Origin of the sequence: Streptomyces fragilis, assembly GCF_003112515.1 — a bacterium.
GTDB classification, from domain to species: domain Bacteria; phylum Actinomycetota; class Actinomycetes; order Streptomycetales; family Streptomycetaceae; genus Streptomyces; species Streptomyces fragilis.
The window spans coordinates 827,551-843,747 of the sequence record NZ_BEVZ01000002.1 but is presented as its reverse complement, the minus strand read 5'-3'; the positions used below and the strand labels follow the sequence as shown (position 1 = coordinate 843,747).

At 75.0% G+C, this 16,197-nt stretch carries 16 protein-coding genes; 6 read left to right on the top strand and 10 right to left on the bottom strand.

Features of this window, described 5'->3' with window-relative positions; translation table 11 throughout:
* Positions 1-2: 2 nt before the first annotated feature.
* The 10 genes from Sfr03f_RS05710 to Sfr03f_RS05665 all read right to left on the bottom strand — a co-directional run bounded on the left by Sfr03f_RS05710 (position 3) and on the right by Sfr03f_RS05665 (position 8,714).
* Positions 3-581 (bottom strand): rhodanese-like domain-containing protein, encoded by a 579-nt coding sequence (locus Sfr03f_RS05710; RefSeq protein WP_108952580.1) that lies wholly within the window; start codon positions 579-581, stop codon positions 3-5.
* Between the two features lie 73 nt (positions 582-654).
* A complete protein-coding gene (locus tag Sfr03f_RS05705; RefSeq protein ID WP_108952579.1) occupies positions 655-1,398 on the bottom strand; it encodes a sulfite exporter TauE/SafE family protein in 744 nt (247 codons plus the stop codon).
* Positions 1,395-1,760, bottom strand: coding sequence for a rhodanese-like domain-containing protein (locus tag Sfr03f_RS05700; RefSeq protein WP_108952578.1), 366 nt, complete (start codon positions 1,758-1,760; stop codon positions 1,395-1,397). Before Sfr03f_RS05700 ends, Sfr03f_RS05705 begins: the two co-directional genes overlap by 4 nt.
* A 59-nt stretch (positions 1,761-1,819) precedes the next feature.
* Positions 1,820-3,178: an MBL fold metallo-hydrolase gene (locus Sfr03f_RS05695; protein WP_108952577.1), complete on the bottom strand. Its 1,359-nt coding sequence runs from the start codon at positions 3,176-3,178 to the stop codon at positions 1,820-1,822.
* A gap of 166 nt (positions 3,179-3,344) precedes the next feature.
* Positions 3,345-4,580: a cytochrome P450 family protein gene (locus tag Sfr03f_RS05690; protein ID WP_108952576.1), complete on the bottom strand. Its 1,236-nt coding sequence runs from the start codon at positions 4,578-4,580 to the stop codon at positions 3,345-3,347.
* A complete protein-coding gene (locus tag Sfr03f_RS05685; protein WP_108952575.1) occupies positions 4,577-5,851 on the bottom strand; it encodes a cytochrome P450 family protein in 1,275 nt (424 codons plus the stop codon). The genes Sfr03f_RS05690 and Sfr03f_RS05685 overlap by 4 nt, the downstream gene beginning before the upstream one ends.
* Entirely contained in the window at positions 5,848-6,513 is a 666-nt protein-coding gene (locus Sfr03f_RS05680) for a GTP-binding protein (RefSeq protein ID WP_108952574.1), read from the bottom strand. The genes Sfr03f_RS05685 and Sfr03f_RS05680 overlap by 4 nt, the downstream gene beginning before the upstream one ends.
* Positions 6,488-6,847, bottom strand: coding sequence for a DUF742 domain-containing protein (locus Sfr03f_RS05675; protein WP_108952573.1), 360 nt, complete (start codon positions 6,845-6,847; stop codon positions 6,488-6,490). The genes Sfr03f_RS05680 and Sfr03f_RS05675 overlap by 26 nt, the downstream gene beginning before the upstream one ends.
* Complete coding sequence (locus Sfr03f_RS05670) at positions 6,844-7,266, bottom strand: roadblock/LC7 domain-containing protein (RefSeq protein ID WP_108952572.1); 423 nt, start codon at positions 7,264-7,266, stop codon at positions 6,844-6,846. Before Sfr03f_RS05670 ends, Sfr03f_RS05675 begins: the two co-directional genes overlap by 4 nt.
* Positions 7,263-8,714 (bottom strand): ATP-binding protein, encoded by a 1,452-nt coding sequence (locus Sfr03f_RS05665; RefSeq protein ID WP_108952571.1) that lies wholly within the window; start codon positions 8,712-8,714, stop codon positions 7,263-7,265. The genes Sfr03f_RS05670 and Sfr03f_RS05665 overlap by 4 nt, the downstream gene beginning before the upstream one ends.
* 361 nt (positions 8,715-9,075) lie before the next feature.
* On the opposite strand from Sfr03f_RS05665, the gene Sfr03f_RS05660 reads away from it, so the two are divergent.
* The 6 genes from Sfr03f_RS05660 to Sfr03f_RS05635 are packed head-to-tail and all read left to right on the top strand — an operon-like array spanning position 9,076 to position 16,095.
* Entirely contained in the window at positions 9,076-9,864 is a 789-nt protein-coding gene (locus Sfr03f_RS05660) for a GntR family transcriptional regulator (RefSeq protein ID WP_108952570.1), read from the top strand.
* Positions 9,865-9,902: 38 nt separating this feature from the next.
* The gene (locus Sfr03f_RS05655) at positions 9,903-10,130 is read left to right on the top strand and encodes a 4Fe-4S dicluster domain-containing protein (RefSeq protein ID WP_108952569.1); all 228 of its coding nucleotides are present in this window, start codon (positions 9,903-9,905) and stop codon (positions 10,128-10,130) included.
* 14 nt (positions 10,131-10,144) lie between these two features.
* Complete coding sequence (locus Sfr03f_RS05650) at positions 10,145-11,503, top strand: ABC transporter substrate-binding protein (protein ID WP_245967414.1); 1,359 nt, start codon at positions 10,145-10,147, stop codon at positions 11,501-11,503.
* Positions 11,500-12,444, top strand: coding sequence for an ABC transporter permease (locus Sfr03f_RS05645; protein ID WP_108952568.1), 945 nt, complete (start codon positions 11,500-11,502; stop codon positions 12,442-12,444). The genes Sfr03f_RS05650 and Sfr03f_RS05645 overlap by 4 nt, the downstream gene beginning before the upstream one ends.
* On the top strand, positions 12,428-13,216 hold the full coding sequence (locus tag Sfr03f_RS05640; protein WP_245967413.1) for an ABC transporter ATP-binding protein: 789 nt from the start codon (positions 12,428-12,430) through the stop codon (positions 13,214-13,216). The genes Sfr03f_RS05645 and Sfr03f_RS05640 overlap by 17 nt, the downstream gene beginning before the upstream one ends.
* Positions 13,217-13,227: 11 nt before the next feature.
* A complete protein-coding gene (locus Sfr03f_RS05635) occupies positions 13,228-16,095 on the top strand; it encodes a fumarate reductase/succinate dehydrogenase flavoprotein subunit (RefSeq protein WP_176586656.1) in 2,868 nt (955 codons plus the stop codon).
* The last annotated feature ends 102 nt before the right edge of the window (positions 16,096-16,197 follow it).

Sequence of the window (16,197 nt, the reverse complement as noted above, 5' to 3'; positions counted from 1 at the left end):
GGTCAGCCGTTGCGCAGGCGGGCCAGGGAGGCGTCGAGGTCGGCCCCGCAAGGGCGGTTCCAGGGGAGCCTGGCGAGCAGGGCGGCCATGCCGCAGGTGCCGGTCACCGCGGAGAGGACGAGTCCGGCGGCGATGCCGGCCGACAGCAGCTGGAAGGCCGGGTGGACCAGGAGGGCGAGGAGCAGGCCGAGCAGCACGAGGGAGCCGGCGGTGAGGCGGACCTGGCGGTCCATGGCCCAGGTCCGGCCGCCGCCGCCCTGCCGCGGGCGGTCGATCTCGTGCCCCTGCTGGGCCCAGGCGCCGGTGCCGCCGGCGAGGGTCGCGACGTCCACGCCGTGCCGGGCGAGCGTCCGGCAGGCGTTCTCCGAGCGGGCGCCGGAGGCACAGACGACGAGGACCTCGCCGCGCGAGGCGGCGGTGCGGATGTCGGGCAGGGCGCGGCCGAGCTGGTCGAGGGGGACGTTGATCGCGCCGGGGAGGTGCCCGCCGGCGTACTCGCCGGGCGTGCGGACGTCGATCACGGTCAGCTCGTCCAGGCGGGAGCGGGCCTCACGGGGGTCGAGGGAGGCGGGAGTGGTCATGGGTGTGCCGTCCTTCGGGGGTGTGAACGTGGCGGTGGTCGGGTCCGGTCGCCGCGACGGGCGTGCGGGCCGGTCAGACGAAGGTGTCGATGAGCATGAGCAGGGCGACGGCGAGCAGCAGGTGGGCGAAGACGCGCTGCAGGGTCGGGCCGGCGAGCTTCTTCGCCTGCCGCTTGCCGTCCCACGCGCCGAGGATCGCCGCGGCGGTGAAGGGGGCGACGACCGCCCAGTCGAGCTGCAGGCCGCCGCCGGCCCGGGCGGCGAGCGCGGCCAGCGAGTTGATCACGATGACCAGCAGGCTGGTGCCGACCGCCCGCCGCATGGGCAGGCGCACCACCCCGACCAGGGCGGGCACGGCCAGGAAGCCGCCGCCCACGCCGAGGAAGCCGGTGACCGCGCCGAGCCCGGCGCCCGCGGCGCCGGCCTTGGCGGGGTGCGCCTCGCCGGTCGTCGCGGCGCGGGCGGGCCGCAGCATGCGCAGGGCCGCGCCCGCCGCGACGGCGGAGAAGGCGAGGGTGAGCACGGCCTGCGGGAGACGGCCCGCGGCGGCGCCCGCGAGCACCGCGGGCACGATGCCCGCGCCGGCGAACAGCAGCCCCGTCCGCCAGGCCACGTTGCCGTCGCGTGCGTGTCCGGCGAGCGCCGTGACCGAGGTCAGCGTGACGATGATCAGGCTGGCCGTGGTCGCCTCGGCGGGGCCGAAGCCGGCCAGGTAGATCAGGGCGGGCACCGCCAGGACGCTGCCGCCGCCGCCCAGACCGCCCAGGGCCAGGCCGACAACCGCGCCGGCGAGGAGTGCGAGGAGGAGAGCGGTCATGTGAGGCGGCCGTCGTTTCCTCGCCCGTCGACGACCGGGTGTCCGGCGGCCGCCCGGTCGCGCATGCCGCCGACGACGTCCACCGCCCGCTCGCCGCGTGCGTTCAGCAGCCGGGCGGCCGTCCGCGAGCGGTGGCCGCCGCGGCAGATCACCACCAGGGGCCGGCCCAGGGCCGCGGCGGGCAGCGACGCCCCCGCCGCCAGGGCGGACAGCGGCGTGGACAGCGCGCGGGGCGCGTGACCGGCGTCCCACTCGGCCCGCTCACGCACGTCGAGCAGCACGGCCGGGGCGTCGGCGCCCCGCGTACATCGCTCGGCCTCGTCGACGGCGACGCGGTGCGCGCCGTCAGGGAAAAGGGACATCACAAACCTCGGGAAGTCAGGGAGGAACAGCTCGGCGGGCCGGGCCGGAGGTGGCGGTCTCAGCCGGTGACGACGGTCAGGCCCGCCTCGGCGGCGGAGTCGAAACCGTCGTCGATCGCCACCACGTCACGGCCGGCGGCGTCCAGCAGGGACGCGGCGATTCCGGCGCGCAGGCCGCCGGCGCAGTGCACCCACACGGTGCCGGCGGGCACCTCGCCGAGCCGCTTGTGCAGCTCGTGGACGGGAATGTGCACGGAGCCCTCGATGTGCCCGCCGGCCCGCTCGGAGTCGCGGCGCACGTCCAGGACGACGATCCCGTCGGTGTCCTCGGCGGCGAGCCCGGCGAAGGTGGAGCGCGGGAAGGACGCGAGCTCGGCGCCCTCGGGCACCCACTGGCGCGGGCTGCCGGTCGCCGCGGCGGCGGGCCGGTCGATGCCGACCCGCACCAGCTCGCGCTGGGCGGCGGCCAGCTGCTCCGGGGACTCGGCGAGCAGGGTCACCGGCTTGCCCCACGGGATCATCCAGGCGAGGTAGGTGGCGATCTTGCCGTCCGCGTCGAAGTTGAACGACCCGGCGACGTGGCCCTCGGCGAAGGCGACCCGGTTGCGCAGGTCCACGACCCACTCGCCGGCCGCGAGCCGGGCCGCGATCTGCGCGGCGTCCGCGACGGCCGGGGGCGTCAGGTCCACAGGGGCGGGGCCTTCGGCGTTGGCCGGGCCCATGTGCGCGTAGTACGCGGGGACGTCCTCCAGCCCTGCGAGGAGTTCGGCGACGAAGGTGTCCACGTCGGTGGTGAGCGCGGTGTTGGCGTTCTTCTCGTGGCCGATGGTGGTGTTCTCCCCCTCGGCCTGCGCGGAGGAGCAGAAGCTGCCGAAGCCGTGCGTGGGCAGGACGGCCGTCTCGTCGGGGAGCTCGGCCGCCAGCCGGTGGGCGGAGGCGTGCTGGGCGCGGGCCAGCTGCTCGGTCAGGCGCGGCTCGACCAGGTCGGGGCGGCCGACCGTGCCGATGAGCAGCGAACCGCCGGTGAACGCGGCCACCGGCGTGCCCTGCTCGGCGAGCACGTACGCGGTGTGGTGGGGGGTGTGCCCGGGGGTGGCCACGGCCCGCAGCTCCAGTCCGTCCTCGACCGTCACGGTGTCGCCGTCGGCCACGGGGGTGCGGGCGAACGACACGTGCGCTCCGGCGGGCACCAGGTAGACGGCGCCCGTGATCCGGGCGAGTTCCAGGCCGCCGGTGACGTAGTCGTTGTGGAGGTGGGTCTCGACCACGTGGGTGATGCGCACGTCACGGCGCGCCGCGGCCGCCAGCACCTGGTCGATGTCGCGCGGCGGGTCCACCGCCACGGCGGCGTGCCTGCCGCCGGCGAGGTAGTGCCGGTTGCCGAGGCCCTCGAGCTCGATGGTGTCGACGAAGAACACGTGGTCGCTCCCTTCCTGGAAAATTACCCCCCGGGGTATGTGTTCGACTGTAACACGGATACCCCCGGGGGTATCTGGACGGCTGGTGGGGGACGGGCTCCGGCAGCCCGGGGACACGAAGAACCCCCGGGGCGGGTACCCCGGGGGTGGTGGGACGACGAGGGCGTCAGTCCGCGAGCCGGACCGGGACCGACTGCCAGCCGTAGGCGATGAAGGACGGGACCTGCGTCAGCTCTCCGGGGCCGAAGGCGGGGCTCAGACCGGGGAAACGACCGAAGAGGGCGGACAGCGCGGTGCGGGCCTCCATGCGGGCCAGCGGGGCGCCGATGCAGCGGTGGACGCCGATGCCGAAGGACAGGTGGTCGTCGGCGGAGCGGGCCGCGTCGAAGGCGTCGGCCGTCTCCCCGTAGTGGGCCGGGTCCGAGCCGGCCGCGCCGAAGGTGGTGAGGATCGCGTCCCCGGCGGGGATGGTGACGCCGCCCACGGTGACGTCGGAGACGGCGAACCGGAGCGGGAGGGAGGCGATGGAGGGGCGGGCGCGCAGCACCTCGTCGACGACCTGGTCCCAGTCGAGCCGCCCGTCGCGGACGGCGGCGAGCTGATCGGGGTGGGTCAGGAGCTCCACCACCGCGTTGGCGATCAGGTTCACCGTCGTCTCGAAGCCGGCGCCGACGACCAGCAGCAGCGTGAACAGCAGTTCCTCGTCGCTGAGCCGGTCGCCCTCCTCGTCGCGGACCCGGATCAGCTCGGTGGTGAGGTCGTCGCCGGGATGCCGCGCCCGGTGGGCGATCAGCGCGGGGATCACCGTGCCGATCCGCTGCTGCACGAAGGCCGCGTGCTCGGCGCTCTGGTCGGTGGTGTCCATGATCGCCGCGACCAGCTCGACCACGTCCTGCCGCAGGTGGTCGGGCACGCCGAACAGCTCGCAGATGATCTGCATCGGCAGCGGGTGGGCGAACGCCTCCTTGAGGTCGACGACGGCGCCGCCCTCCCCCGCCTTCTCCATCGCGTCCAGCAGTTCCTCGGCGACGGCCTCGACCCGGCCGCGCAGCGCCTCGGTGCGGCGGGCGGTGAAGCTGGGCGCGACCAGGCGGCGCAGCCGGGTGTGGTCGCTGCCGTAGGTGGAAAGCATGTTGACCACACCGATCCAGCCCAGGACCCACGCCCACTCGGGGTGCTCGCCGACCTCCGGCCACAGCCTCCAGTGCCTGCGCGGGTCCTTGCTGACCTGCGGGTCGAGGATCAGGGTGCGCAGCGCGTCGTAGCCGGTGGGCGCCCAGGCCGGGATGCCGCCGGGCAGCTCCACGGGGACGACCGGTCCCAGCGCCCGCAGCCGCGCGCTCTCGGCGACGATGTCGGAACCGAACGGGTCGATGGGCACACGGGTGGGCGTGGTGGTCATGCGCGGGCTCCGGTCCGGGTGGTGGGGAATCCGCCGGGCAGCCCGGCGGGGCGGTCGGGGGTGCGGGGGGTGAACCTGACGGGCAGGGCGACCAGGGAACGGTGGAAGGGGCCCGGCCGCCAGGTCAGCCGGTCACGGGGCACGGTGGGCTCCAGGTCGGGGAGCCACTGGGTGAGCCGTTCGATCGCCTCCGTGGCGATCAGCAGGCCCTCGTGCTTGACCGGGCAGGTGTGCCGGCCGGCGCCGAACGACAGGTGGGAGGCGTCGCGCGGGTGGTGGGCGCCGCCGTGCCCCTCCTCCGCGAACATCGCCAGCGCCCCGTACGAGACGACGACCGGCACCGCGGACTGCACCCACACGCCGTGGAAGCTGACCGGCTCGCGAGCGTAGAGCACGCCGTAGTTGGTCAGCGGGGTCTCGTAGCGGAGCACCTCGAGGACGGCGTCGCGCACGGGGCGGGAGCCGCTGGTGAGGGTGGAGTAGTACGCCGGGTTGCCGAGGATGCGCGAGAGGGCGTTGGTGACCAGGTTGGTGGAGGGCTCGTGGCCGGCGCCCAGGGTGAGGAAGACCTGCCAGGTCACCTCCTCGACGGTGAGCTCCAGCGGGTGGTCGAGCAGCCGGCTGGTGAGGTCGTCGCCGCGCCTGGCCTTCTTGGCCGCGATCAGGTCCAGCACGTACCTGCCGTACTCGGCCTCGGCCTCGGCGGCGGCCTCGCCGCCCTCCATCAGCGCGCCGATGGCGTCGTTGAGCCGGTCGGCCTCGCCCTCGGGGAAGCCGAAGAGGCTGTTGAAGACCAGCGTCATCAGCGGGCGGGCGAAGTCGCGGACCAGGTCCGCCTCGCCGCTCGGCCCGAACCGGGAGACCAGGACGTGCACCGCCCGGATCACCCGCTCGCGCAGGTCGTGCGGCTCGACCAGGGCGAAGGCGTCGAGCAGGGCCGTGCGGTAGCGCAGGTGCTGCGCGCCGTCGGAGAACAGGGTGTTGGGACGCCAGCGCATCATGCCGAGGACGGGCAGGTCCTCGGGGACCGTCTCCTGCCAGGCGCGCGGGTCGCGGGTCCAGGTCCTGTCGTCGTGCAGCATGTCGAGCGCGGCCTTGCGGTCGGTGACCACGTAGGCCGGTACGCCGGGGGCGAGTTCGGCCCGGCCGACCGCGCCCTGGGCCCGCAGCGCCTCGTAGTAGCGGCGCGGGTCGGCGGCGAAGCCGTCCTCCCACAGCCGCACGGGGGCGGAGCGCTCGAAGGACTCCGCGGGGGCGGGATACGTGCTCATCGGCGCACCTGCCCGGCCGTCGCGCGGGCGTCGAGGTCGATCAGGTGCTCCACCAGGGCGAGCAGCGCGTCGACGCAGGAGTGGGTGTCCCGGGCGTCGCACTCCACCAGGGGGGTGTCGGGCGCCAGGTCGAGGGACTCCCGCAGCTGCTCCTCGGGGTAACGGCGGGAGTCCGGGAAGATGTTGACGGCGACGGCGTACGTCAGCCCCGACTCCTCGACCAGGCCGAGGACGTCGAAGGAGGCGTCGAGGCGGCGGCTGTCGACGAGCACGAGGGCGCCGAGGGCCCCGTAGGCGATGTCGGTCCACAGCGCGCGGAAGCGTTCCTGTCCCGGGGTGCCGAACAGGTAGAGGACGGTCTCCTCGCCGAGGGTGATCCGGCCGAAGTCGACGGCCACGGTGGTGGTCCGCTTGTCCCGCACGCCGTCGAGGTCGTCGACGGCGGCGGACGCCTCGCTGAGGTGTTCCTCGGTGTGCAGGGGGCGGATCTCGGAGACCGAGTCGATCAGGGTGGTCTTGCCGACCCCGAACGGGCCGACGACGACGATCTTCACCAGTTCCCTGGCAGCGGCGGGCAGATGGAGGTCCCCGGCCCGGACGGCGTCGTCGAGGACCCGGCTCCCGGCGGGCGATACGTCAGAGCTTGAGGGCGCGGAGGCCATCGGCGACTCTCTTCAGCAGGTCGTGGTCGGGCTGGCCGGCGGACGGGACGGGCGGGCGCGCCGTCACCAGCCCCTGGTCGATCAGGGCGGCGGAGAGGACCCGGACCGCGGAGACCGGCAGCCGCAGCAGCGCCGCCGCCTCCACGACGGTCAGCGAGCCGCCCTCCAGCGCGCCGCGCAGCGCGTGCTGGGCGGGGGGCAGCTCACCGGGGTCCGGGCCGGCGGTGGAGGTGAGCACCGACAGGCGCTCCAGGCTGTTGCGGCTGGGCCGCGCCACCCCCTCGGTGGAGAGGTAGGCGGGCACCAGCGGCCGGCCGGCTCGGTGGCCCCTCATTGGGAGGCGCCGCCCTCGGCCGCGCGGGGCGCGGCGGCCATCGCCTTCTCCCCCAGCCGGGCGACCTGTGAGTGCACGCGGTGTCCGAGCAGGTCGAGCCGGACCTCCGGGTCACCGAAGGCGGCGACGCAGGTGCCGTGGTCGGTGGGGGCGACCAGGATGTAGCCGTGGTCGGACTCGATCACCACCTGCCGCAGCCGGGCGGCCGGCATGTCGGCGAACGCGGCGGCCGCGGTGCGGCAGGCGCCCTGGACGGTGGAGGTGATCGCGGCGACGCGGTCGGCCGAGTCCTGGGTGAGCGCCTCGGAGAAGCCGGACACCAGGCCGTCCCGGGTGAGCAGCACGGCGGCCTTCACGTGCGGGACCTCAAGGATCGGGTCGAGGACCCACGCGCTGTCACCGGTCTCGCGGTTCGTCATCGGGGATCGGTCCCTTCGGTTCGGGCCGCTTCTTCACGGGCGGCGGCGGTCGCCGACTGGAGGGCGCCAAGGGCTGCGGCGCACTCCTCGGGCGAACGGGCGGGGGCGGCGGCCTCGGCCGCGCTCGGCCGGATCAGCGCCGCCCGGTCCGGCTGGACCTGACGGCGGCGGCGGCGCGGGAGGTCCCCGGCGCCGCTCTGCGGCCTGTCGTGGGCGGGGGCAGGGTGGCCGGCGGCGGACTCGGGCGTCCCGTCCGTCGCGGCCTCGTGGCCGGCCACCGGGGCCGTCCCGGGCGCGGGCCGGGAGGCGGGCTCCCGGTCCGCCTCGTCGTCGGGCAGGCGCGGCCGGGGCACCTCCCCGGTGCGGGTGGAGGGGGACGTGCTCGCGGCGGCGGGGCGCAGCTCCGGGTCGACGTGGCTCAGCAGGTGGCCGTGGACCAGCAGGACGGCGCGCACTCCGCCGTACGGGGACCGCGAGGAGAGGTCCACCGAGAGGTCGAACTGGCGCGTGAGCTGTCCGACCGCGGCGAGGCCCATCCGGGGCGGGTCGCCCAGGTCGGAGAACATGATCGGGTCGGTGCCGGCCACCATGCGCTGTGCCGCGGCGCGCTCGTCGGGCGACATGCCGACGCCCGCGTCGTCGACGGTCACGGTCACGCCGTTGTCGACGTGCTCGAGGCTGACGACGACCGAGGTCTCCGGCGAGGAGTGCCGCAGGGCGTTGTCGATGAGTTCGGCGGCGATGATCGCGACGGGTTCCACGGCGTGGGAGACCAGTGCGGTGCCGGGCAGCAGGTGGTTGTGGAGCCGGACCCGGCGGTAGCCGGCCAGCCGGGCCTGCCCGCCGGTGACGGCGTCGACCAGGTGCGACTCCTCGCGGGCCAGGCCGACCCACGCCCCGCAGACCACGGCGGCGACCTGGGCACGGCGCAGCGACTGCTCGTTCTCGTGGTCGAGGGTGTACAGGACCTGCGCCAGCTCGGGGTCGTCGTAACGTTCCTGGAGGCCGTGCAGGAGGTCCTGCAGGCGGTACAGGCTCGCCTGGATCTCCCGGGTGGCGCCGCGCATCCCGGCGCGGGCGGCGGCGTCGACCCGCTTGCGCTCCTGCAGGATCGCGGTGCGCAGGGCCTCCAGTACCGGTTCGGTCGCGGTGCCCGCGGTGCCGGCCGGTCCGGGCACCGGGACGTGCGGGTGGGCGGTGCGGGTGGCCTCGGCCGGCATGCGCCGGGTGACGAGGTGCTCCAGCTCGGCCGTGAACGCCTGGCGGACGCGCTCGGCCTCCTCGACCCCGGCCCGGAGGGACTGCTCGGCCTGGTGGCGCAGTCCGGCCGTCTCCCGCCGGAGCCGGTCCTGTTCACGCCTGGACCGCCACAGGCCGCCTCCCAGCGCGAACGCGCCCGCCGTCCCGGCGGCCAGGCAGCCGAAGGCCAGCTCCGGTATCTCGATCATGTATGAGGACCTCGGGGTCTCGGATACGTCTGGGCGTCGTTGCACAGGTGTTGGTCGAGCAGTGGGCAAACTACACACCATCGAGGGCGGGTTGCACCTCACCTTCGTCCAACTTGCTTGCAGATTTGGTTGTTTGACTGCGGGACGGGTGCGAAATTTTCGAAGCGCCCGCCGGGACGCCGGCGCCCCGACGGGTGGCCGTCGGGCCGCCGGGGCGCGCGTCCTGCCTCCGCCGCCGGAACCGGCAGATCTCCTCCCCCGCGCACCGAACGCCCAGGTCATCCCGGTGTCCGCCGCGCCGGGAAGTGGCGCAATACTGCGGCAACACCACTGCCCGCACCGGATCGTTATGGTTCGGGCCATGCCACCCACCGACCGCATCAGGGACCACGCCGGCCAGGGCGCGCCCACCGTCGCGGCCCAGCGCACCCGGCGCCGGCTGCGCGCGGACCGCGCACGCCAGCTCGCCGACCTGCTGCGCCGTCAGGTCCTCACGGGTGGCTGCCCGGACGGGACCCTCCCGCACGAGTCGGCCCTGGCCGCGGAGTTCCGGGTGTCCCGCAACACCGTGCGCCAGGCACTGGACCTGCTGCGCGCCGAGGGCCTGGTGGAACGCCTTCCCGGTGTCGGGACCGTGGTCGTCGCCGAGAAGTACCCGCACGGACTCGACCGTCTGATGGGTCTCGCCGAGACCCTCCACGAACACGGTCACGTCACCAACGAGGTCCGCACCGTGGGCCTCATCCCCGGGCCCGCGCTCGTCACCGAGCGTCTGCGCGTCCCGCCCGGCGCCGACGTCGTCTGCATCGAGCGTCTGCGGCGCCTGAACGGCCTCCCCCTCTCCCTCGACCTGACGTACATCCCGCTCGACATCGGCACCGCCCTGCTCGGCGCCGACCTGGAGAACACCGACGTCTTCCGCCTTCTGGAGGCCGTCACCGGCCGCGCGCTCGGCCATGCCGAGATCACCCTGGAGGCGGTCAGCGCCGACGCGCACTCCGCAGCCGTGCTGCAGGCGCCGCGCGGCGCCGCCGTCCTGATGCTGGAGCGCCTCACGCACCTCTGCGACGGCCGCCCGGTCGACCTGGAGTTCATCCGCTTCCGCGGCGACCGCATCGCGATGAGCGGCCGGCTCCACCGCTCCCTGTAGCCCTCACCCCGAACCGCACGACCTTCCCGGAGACAGCCATGCCCCTGGTGCCCCAACGGGCCGACGTGCCCGTGACCATCGACGCCACGAAGTGCATCGACGGCTGCACGCTCTGCGTGGACATGTGCCCGCTGGACTCCCTCGCCATCGACGAGTCCAGCGGCAAGGCCTACATGCACGTCGACGAGTGCTGGTACTGCGGCCCGTGCGCGGCCCGGTGTCCCACCGGCGCCGTGACGGTCGACATGCCCTACCTGCTGCGCTGAGAGGCCGATCCCCCATGACCCCGACCCCCCTGCGACGTCCGGCGGTCGCGCTCGCCGCGAGCGTCCTCCTGCTCCCCGTGTCCGCCTGCGGCGGCAGCGCCGAGGCGAACGGCTCCCCGACGGTCACCGTCGTCGTCGGATACCAGTCGAAGACCATCAACACGGTCACCGCCGGCACCCTCCTGCGCTCCCTCGGCTACTTCGAGGAACAACTGAAGGCCCTCGACGACGGCAACACGTACAAGGTGGAGTGGCAGGACTTCGCCACCGGCGCCCCCATCACCGCGCAGATGACCGCCGGGAAGATCGACATCGGCTCGATGGGCGACTTCCCCCTGCTCATCAACGCGGCCCGGGGCAAGCAGCTGAACCGGCCCACCCACCTGGTGTCGGTCACCGGCTACAACCTGAAGGGCGGTCTCAACACCGTCGTCGTCGCCCCGGACTCGAAGCTCACCTCGCTGAAGGACCTGAAGGGCGCGAAGGTCTCCACCAGCGTCGGCTCCGCCGCCGACGGGACCCTGGTGCGGGCCCTGCGGCGGGCCGGTCTCGACCCCGCCCGGGACGTCGAGAAGCTCAACCAGCAGCCCGCGGTGGGGGCTTCGGCCCTCGCGGCGGGCAGCGCGGACGCGCTGTCGCAGTTCGTCGCCTGGCCCGGGCTGCTCGCCCACCAGGGCAAGGCGAAGGCGCTGTACGACGGCGCGCAGCTCGACCTGCCCACCTTCCACGGCGTCACCGCCCGCGAGGACTTCGCCGAGGACCGTCCGGCCGTGCTGGAGGCGTTCCTCAGGGCCCAGGCGGAGGCGACCGACTATCTCGACGCCCGTCCGGTGGACGCCGCGGAGAAGGTCGCCGGGGCGACGGGCCTGCCGGCCGAGGTCGTCTACCTCTACAACGGGGCCCACGGCATCGCGACCTTCGACCCGTCCCTCAAGCCGCAACTGGTCTCGGCGCTCGAACAGGACGTGGCGGTCCTCAAGGCGGCGAAGCTGACCGGCGACATCGACGTGGACGCGTTCGTCGACGACCGGTACGTCAGGAAGGCCCTCGGCGCCGGGTACGCCGAACGGCTGCGTGCCGCCCCGCCCGCCGCCGCGAGCGAGGTGTGGCCCGAAGGCGCCGCGAAAACGCGTGAGTTCGCTTCCCCGGACGAACTCCTCGCGTACCTCGCGCGGCACCGGGACGGCGTCCGCGCGGCCTACGTCCCCGACGCCACCACCGGCACCCTCTGGTTCGCCGACAAGGCCGTCTGGGTGCGGGACGGCGAGCGGTCGCTGCCGTTCGTCGCGCCGCAGACGGCACGGGCCTACGTCGCCGCCCACGACGGGGCCCGGGTGATCAGCTACGCGGACGCCCTGGGACGCGCCTCGTGAGCCGGTACCCCGGCCGGCCGGGCCGGCTCGCGCTGCGGGCCGGGTCCCTGGCCGCCGCGCTGGGCCTGTGGCAGCTGCTGACCTCCCTCGACGTGCACCTGTGGATGCGCTTCTCGCAGTTCCCCACGGTGACGGAGGTGGCCCGCACCTTCGCCGGCCGGCTCTCCGGCCCCGACTACTGGACCGACCTCACCGACAGCCTCACCCGGATCGTGGCCGGCTTCCTGCTCGCCGCCGTCCTGGGCGTGGCCACCGGGGTGCTCGTGGCGCGCTCGCGGCTCGCCGAGGACGTGCTCGGCCCCGTCCTGGAGGTCGTGCGGCCCGTCCCCGCCATCGCCCTGGTCCCCGTCGCCATCCTGCTGTTCCCGTCCAACGAGCAGGGGATCGTCTTCATCACCTGCACCGCCGCCTTCTTCCCGGTCATGGTCTCCACCCGGCACGCGGTGCGGGCGCTGAGCCCCGTGTGGGAGGAGGCGACCCGCACCATGGGCGGCGGCCGCCGGTGGATCCTCGGCTCGGTGGTCCTGCCGGGCGCCCTGCCCGGCATCTTCGGCGGCCTGTCCGTGGGCATCGGCGTGTCCTGGATCTGCGTGATCTCCGCCGAGATGATCTCCGGCCAGTACGGGGTCGGCTACCGCACCTGGCAGGACTACACGATCGTCGACTACCCGGGCGTCTTCGTCGGCATGGTCACCATCGGCCTGCTGGGCTGGCTGACCTCCACCGCCGTCGAACTGGCCGGCCGTCGCCTGACGCGCTGGCTGCCGCGCACCTCGTACGTCCCGGGCGCCGGGGCCGCACCGGGACCCGCCGCCCCGGCGTCCGCCGCATCCGCGCCGTCCGCCGCATCCGCGCCGTTGGCACCCGGGTCGTCCGCGTCCGCGTCATCCGCCCCGGATGCCGTCGAGCCCGAGGAGGCACGTCGTGAGCACCTCGTCTGACACCCGGCCGGCCGGGAAGCCGTCCGCCCGCCCGGCCCCGTCCGGGACCCGTCTCACCCTTCGCGACGCCACCCTGGGCCGGCCGGGTGTGCCCGCCGTGACCGGCGTCGACCTGGACGTCGCCCCCGGCGAGATCCTCACCGTCGTCGGAGCCTCCGGCTGCGGCAAGTCGACGCTGCTGCGCACCCTGGCCGGGCTGCTGCCGGCGCAGGCGGGGGCGGTGGAGCAGGACGGCCGGCCGGTGACCGGGCCCGGGGCGGACCGGGCGCTCGTCTTCCAGGAGGACGCCCTGCTGCCCTGGCGCACCCTGCGCGCCAACGTGGAGCTGCCGCTGGCCATCCAGGGCGTACCGCGCGCCCGGCGCAGGGAACGGGCCGAGGCGTGGCTGGAGCGGGTCGGCCTCGCCGACCAGGCGCACCGGCTGCCGCACCGGGTCTCCGGCGGGCAGCGGCAGCGGGCCCAGCTGGCCCGCGCCCTGGCGGGCCGGCCGCGCGCCGTCCTCATGGACGAACCGTTCGGCGCGCTCGACGCGCAGACCCGCGCCGGCATGCAGGACCTGCTGCTGGAGGTGCTGCACGGCACGGGCGCGACCGTCGTCTTCGTGACCCACGACGTCGACGAGGCCTTGTTCCTGGGCGACCGTGTGGCCCTCCTCGGCTCCGGCCGGCTCACCGCCCTGCGGGACGTGCCGCGCCCGCGGGAGCGCGCCGCCCACGACGACCCGGCCCGCGCGGCCCTGCGCCGGGACCTCCTCACCGCACTCGGCTCCTGAAAGGCACCCTGGTGGACACTTCCCTCGAGATCCCCGACCTCGCGGACACCGAGGAACTGACCTGTGACGTCCTCGTGGTCGGGGGCGGCACCGCCGGCACGATGGCCGCCCTGACCGCCGCCGAGAGGGGCGCGGACGTTCTGCTCCTGGAGAAGGCCCACGTCCGTCACTCGGGCGCCCTGGCCATGGGCATGGACGGCGTGAACAACGCGGTGATCCCCGGCCGGGCCGAACCCGACGACTACGTCGCGGAGATCACCCGCGCCAACGACGGCATCGTCGACCAGTCGACCGTCCGGCAGACCGCGACCCTCGGCTTCGCGATGGTGCGGCGCCTGGAGTCGTACGGGGTGAAGTTCGAGAAGGACGAGCACGGCGAGTACGCGGTGCGGCAGGTCCACCGGTCGGGCTCGTACGTGCTGCCGATGCCGGAGGGCAAGGACGTCAAGAAGGTCCTGTACCGGCAGCTGCGGCGGCGGGAGATGCGGGAGCGGATCCGGATCGAGAACCGGGTGATGCCGGTACGGGTGCTGACGGCGGACGGCCGGGCCGTGGGCGTGGCCGGCTTCCACACGCGCACCGGCGCGTTCGTCACCGTCCGCGCGGGGGCGGTGATCCTGGCGACCGGCGCCTGCGGCCGCCTCGGCCTTCCGGCCTCCGGCTACCTGTACGGCACGTACGAGAACCCGACCAACGCGGGCGACGGCTACGCGATGGCCTACCACGCGGGCGCCGATCTCACCGGCATCGAGTGCTTCCAGATCAATCCGCTGATCAAGGACTACAACGGGCCCGCCTGCGCCTACGTCGCCAACCCGTTCGGGGGCTACCAGGTCAACCGGCACGGCGAGCGCTTCGTCGACTCCGACTACTGGTCGGGGCAGATGATGGCCGAGTTCGCCGCGGAGGTGGCCGGCGACCGGGGGCCGGTGTACCTGAAGCTCAGCCACCTCCCCGAGGAGTCCGTCTCGGCCCTCGAGTCGATCCTGCACACCACGGAGCGCCCGACCCGCGGCGCCTTCCACGCGGGCCGCGGCCACGACTACCGCACCCACGACGTCGAGATGCACATCTCGGAGATCGGCCTGTGCGGCGGGCATTCGGCCTCGGGGGTGCGCGTCGACGACCACGGCCGCACGACGGTGCCCCGGCTGTACGCCGCCGGGGACCTGGCCTGCGTCCCGCACAACTACATGATCGGCGCGTTCGTCTTCGGCGACCTGGCGGGCGCGGACGCGTCGCGGTACACCCCCTACGAGGGCGAGCTGCCCGAGGACCAGGTGCGGGCGGCGCATGAGCTGGTCTACCGTCCGCTGCGCCACCCGGACGGCCCGCCGCAGGCCCAGGTCGAGTACAAGCTGCGCCGCTTCGTGAACGACTACGTGGCTCCCCCGAAGTCGGGTGCCCGGCTCTCGCTGGCCCTGGAGGCGTTCGAGCGGATGCGCGCCGACATCGCCTCGATGGGCGCCCGCACCGCGCACGAACTGATGCGCTGCGCCGAGGTCACCTTCATCCGTGACTGCGCGGAGATGGCCGCCCGGGCGTCCCTGGCCCGCACGGAGTCCCGCTGGGGCCTCTACCACGACCGCCTCGACCACCCGCGCCGCGACGACGCGTCCTGGTTCCACCACCTGGACCTGCGCAAGTCGCCCGCCGGGGCCATGGAGTTCACGGCACGGCCGGTGGCCCCCTACCTGGTGCCGGTCGACGGGTTCGCGCCGGTCGGCGGGCCTTCGCGGCACCTCGGCGAGGTCCGCCCGGAACAGGTGGCGACCGCGGGGGCCCGGGAGGTGGCGCCGGTCGCGGCGGGCCGGGAGCCGGCCGTGAACGGCGCCGCCGCGGGGGCCGCCCGCGGCGGTTCCCCCGACGGTTCCGGCCGTGCCTCCGGCTCCGGCTCCGGCGGCGGCTCGGTCCCGGGCGCCCCCGGTGAGGGCGCGGGGGCGACTCCCCGCCTGCTGGCGCTGCTCTCCCTGGCGGAGGCCGACCCGGGGCTGGCCGACCTCGCGCCCTACCTGGGCGATGCCGAGCCCGGCGTCCGCCGGACGGCCGTCACCGTCCTCACGGAGACCGCGCCGCCGGGGACCGGTCCGGCTCTGGCCGCCGCGCTCGCCGACGCCGACGCCGAGGTCCGCGCCGCCGCGGCCGCCTCGCTGCTGGAGCTGGTCGAGACGCTGGATCCCGAACCGGCCCTGCGCGAGGGCCTCACCGCCGCCCTCCGCACCTCCGACCCGGTGGCCAGGGCGGCCTCGCTGGACGCCCTGCGTGTCCTGCGCCTCGGCGACGCCCGGCTGTTCGCGGACCTCCTGGCCGACTCCGACATCGGCGTCCGTCTCGCCGCGGTCCGTGCCCTCGTGTCGGTGGACGCCGTCGGGGACCTGGCCCGTGCGGCCACCGCGGACCCCTCCCGGGAGGTCCGCGTCGCCCTCGCCAAGGCCCTGGCCACCGTGGCGGCGGGGCGTGCCACCGTGGCGGCGGGGCCGCCGGAGGATTCCGCGCCGGACGGTCACGGAACCGCGGCGGTGCTCCCGGCCCTCACCGGCCTCGTCGGCGATCCCGACGTCCTGGTGCGCGCGGCCGCCCACGAGGCGCTGGCGACGACCGGCTGCCCGCCGCCGCTGGCCGAACGCTCGGCGGCGGCCCTGACCGACCCGGCCTGGCAGGTGCGGGCCGGCGCCGCGACCGCCCTGGCCGCAGCGGATCCCGCGATCGCCGTCCCCGCCCTGGCCGAGGCCCTCGCCGATCCCAACGCCGACGTCCGCAAAGCCGCCGTCGCCGCGCTGACCCGGCACCGCGCCGCCACGGGCGCCCGGGCGGCCCTGGCCGACGCGACGACGGATCCGGACGCGGACGTCAGGGCCTACGCCGCACGGGCGTTGTGACGGCCCGGCCCTGCCGCGGGCCGGTCCGGCGGGCGGAGGGGCCGGAGCGGCCTGTGGCGGGCCCGTGCGACCGGCGGGCCGGAGCCGCCTGTGGCGGGGCCA

Bases quoted from the DNA above. Each gene is read 5' to 3' on its own strand.
- Sfr03f_RS05685 (WP_108952575.1), bottom strand. From the start codon at position 5,851: ATGAGCACGTATCCCGCCCCCGCGGAGTCCTTCGAGCGCTCCGCCCCC.
- Sfr03f_RS05670 (WP_108952572.1), bottom strand. From the start codon at position 7,266: ATGACGAACCGCGAGACCGGTGACAGCGCGTGGGTCCTCGACCCGATC.
- Sfr03f_RS05705 (WP_108952579.1), bottom strand. From the start codon at position 1,398: ATGACCGCTCTCCTCCTCGCACTCCTCGCCGGCGCGGTTGTCGGCCTG.
- Sfr03f_RS05690 (WP_108952576.1), bottom strand. From the start codon at position 4,580: ATGACCACCACGCCCACCCGTGTGCCCATCGACCCGTTCGGTTCCGAC.
- Sfr03f_RS05675 (WP_108952573.1), bottom strand. From the start codon at position 6,847: ATGAGGGGCCACCGAGCCGGCCGGCCGCTGGTGCCCGCCTACCTCTCC.
- Sfr03f_RS05660 (WP_108952570.1), top strand. From the start codon at position 9,076: ATGCCACCCACCGACCGCATCAGGGACCACGCCGGCCAGGGCGCGCCC.
- Sfr03f_RS05650 (WP_245967414.1), top strand. From the start codon at position 10,145: ATGACCCCGACCCCCCTGCGACGTCCGGCGGTCGCGCTCGCCGCGAGC.
- Sfr03f_RS05700 (WP_108952578.1), bottom strand. From the start codon at position 1,760: ATGTCCCTTTTCCCTGACGGCGCGCACCGCGTCGCCGTCGACGAGGCC.
- Sfr03f_RS05665 (WP_108952571.1), bottom strand. From the start codon at position 8,714: ATGATCGAGATACCGGAGCTGGCCTTCGGCTGCCTGGCCGCCGGGACG.
- Sfr03f_RS05655 (WP_108952569.1), top strand. From the start codon at position 9,903: ATGCCCCTGGTGCCCCAACGGGCCGACGTGCCCGTGACCATCGACGCC.
- Sfr03f_RS05710 (WP_108952580.1), bottom strand. From the start codon at position 581: ATGACCACTCCCGCCTCCCTCGACCCCCGTGAGGCCCGCTCCCGCCTG.
- Sfr03f_RS05680 (WP_108952574.1), bottom strand. From the start codon at position 6,513: ATGGCCTCCGCGCCCTCAAGCTCTGACGTATCGCCCGCCGGGAGCCGG.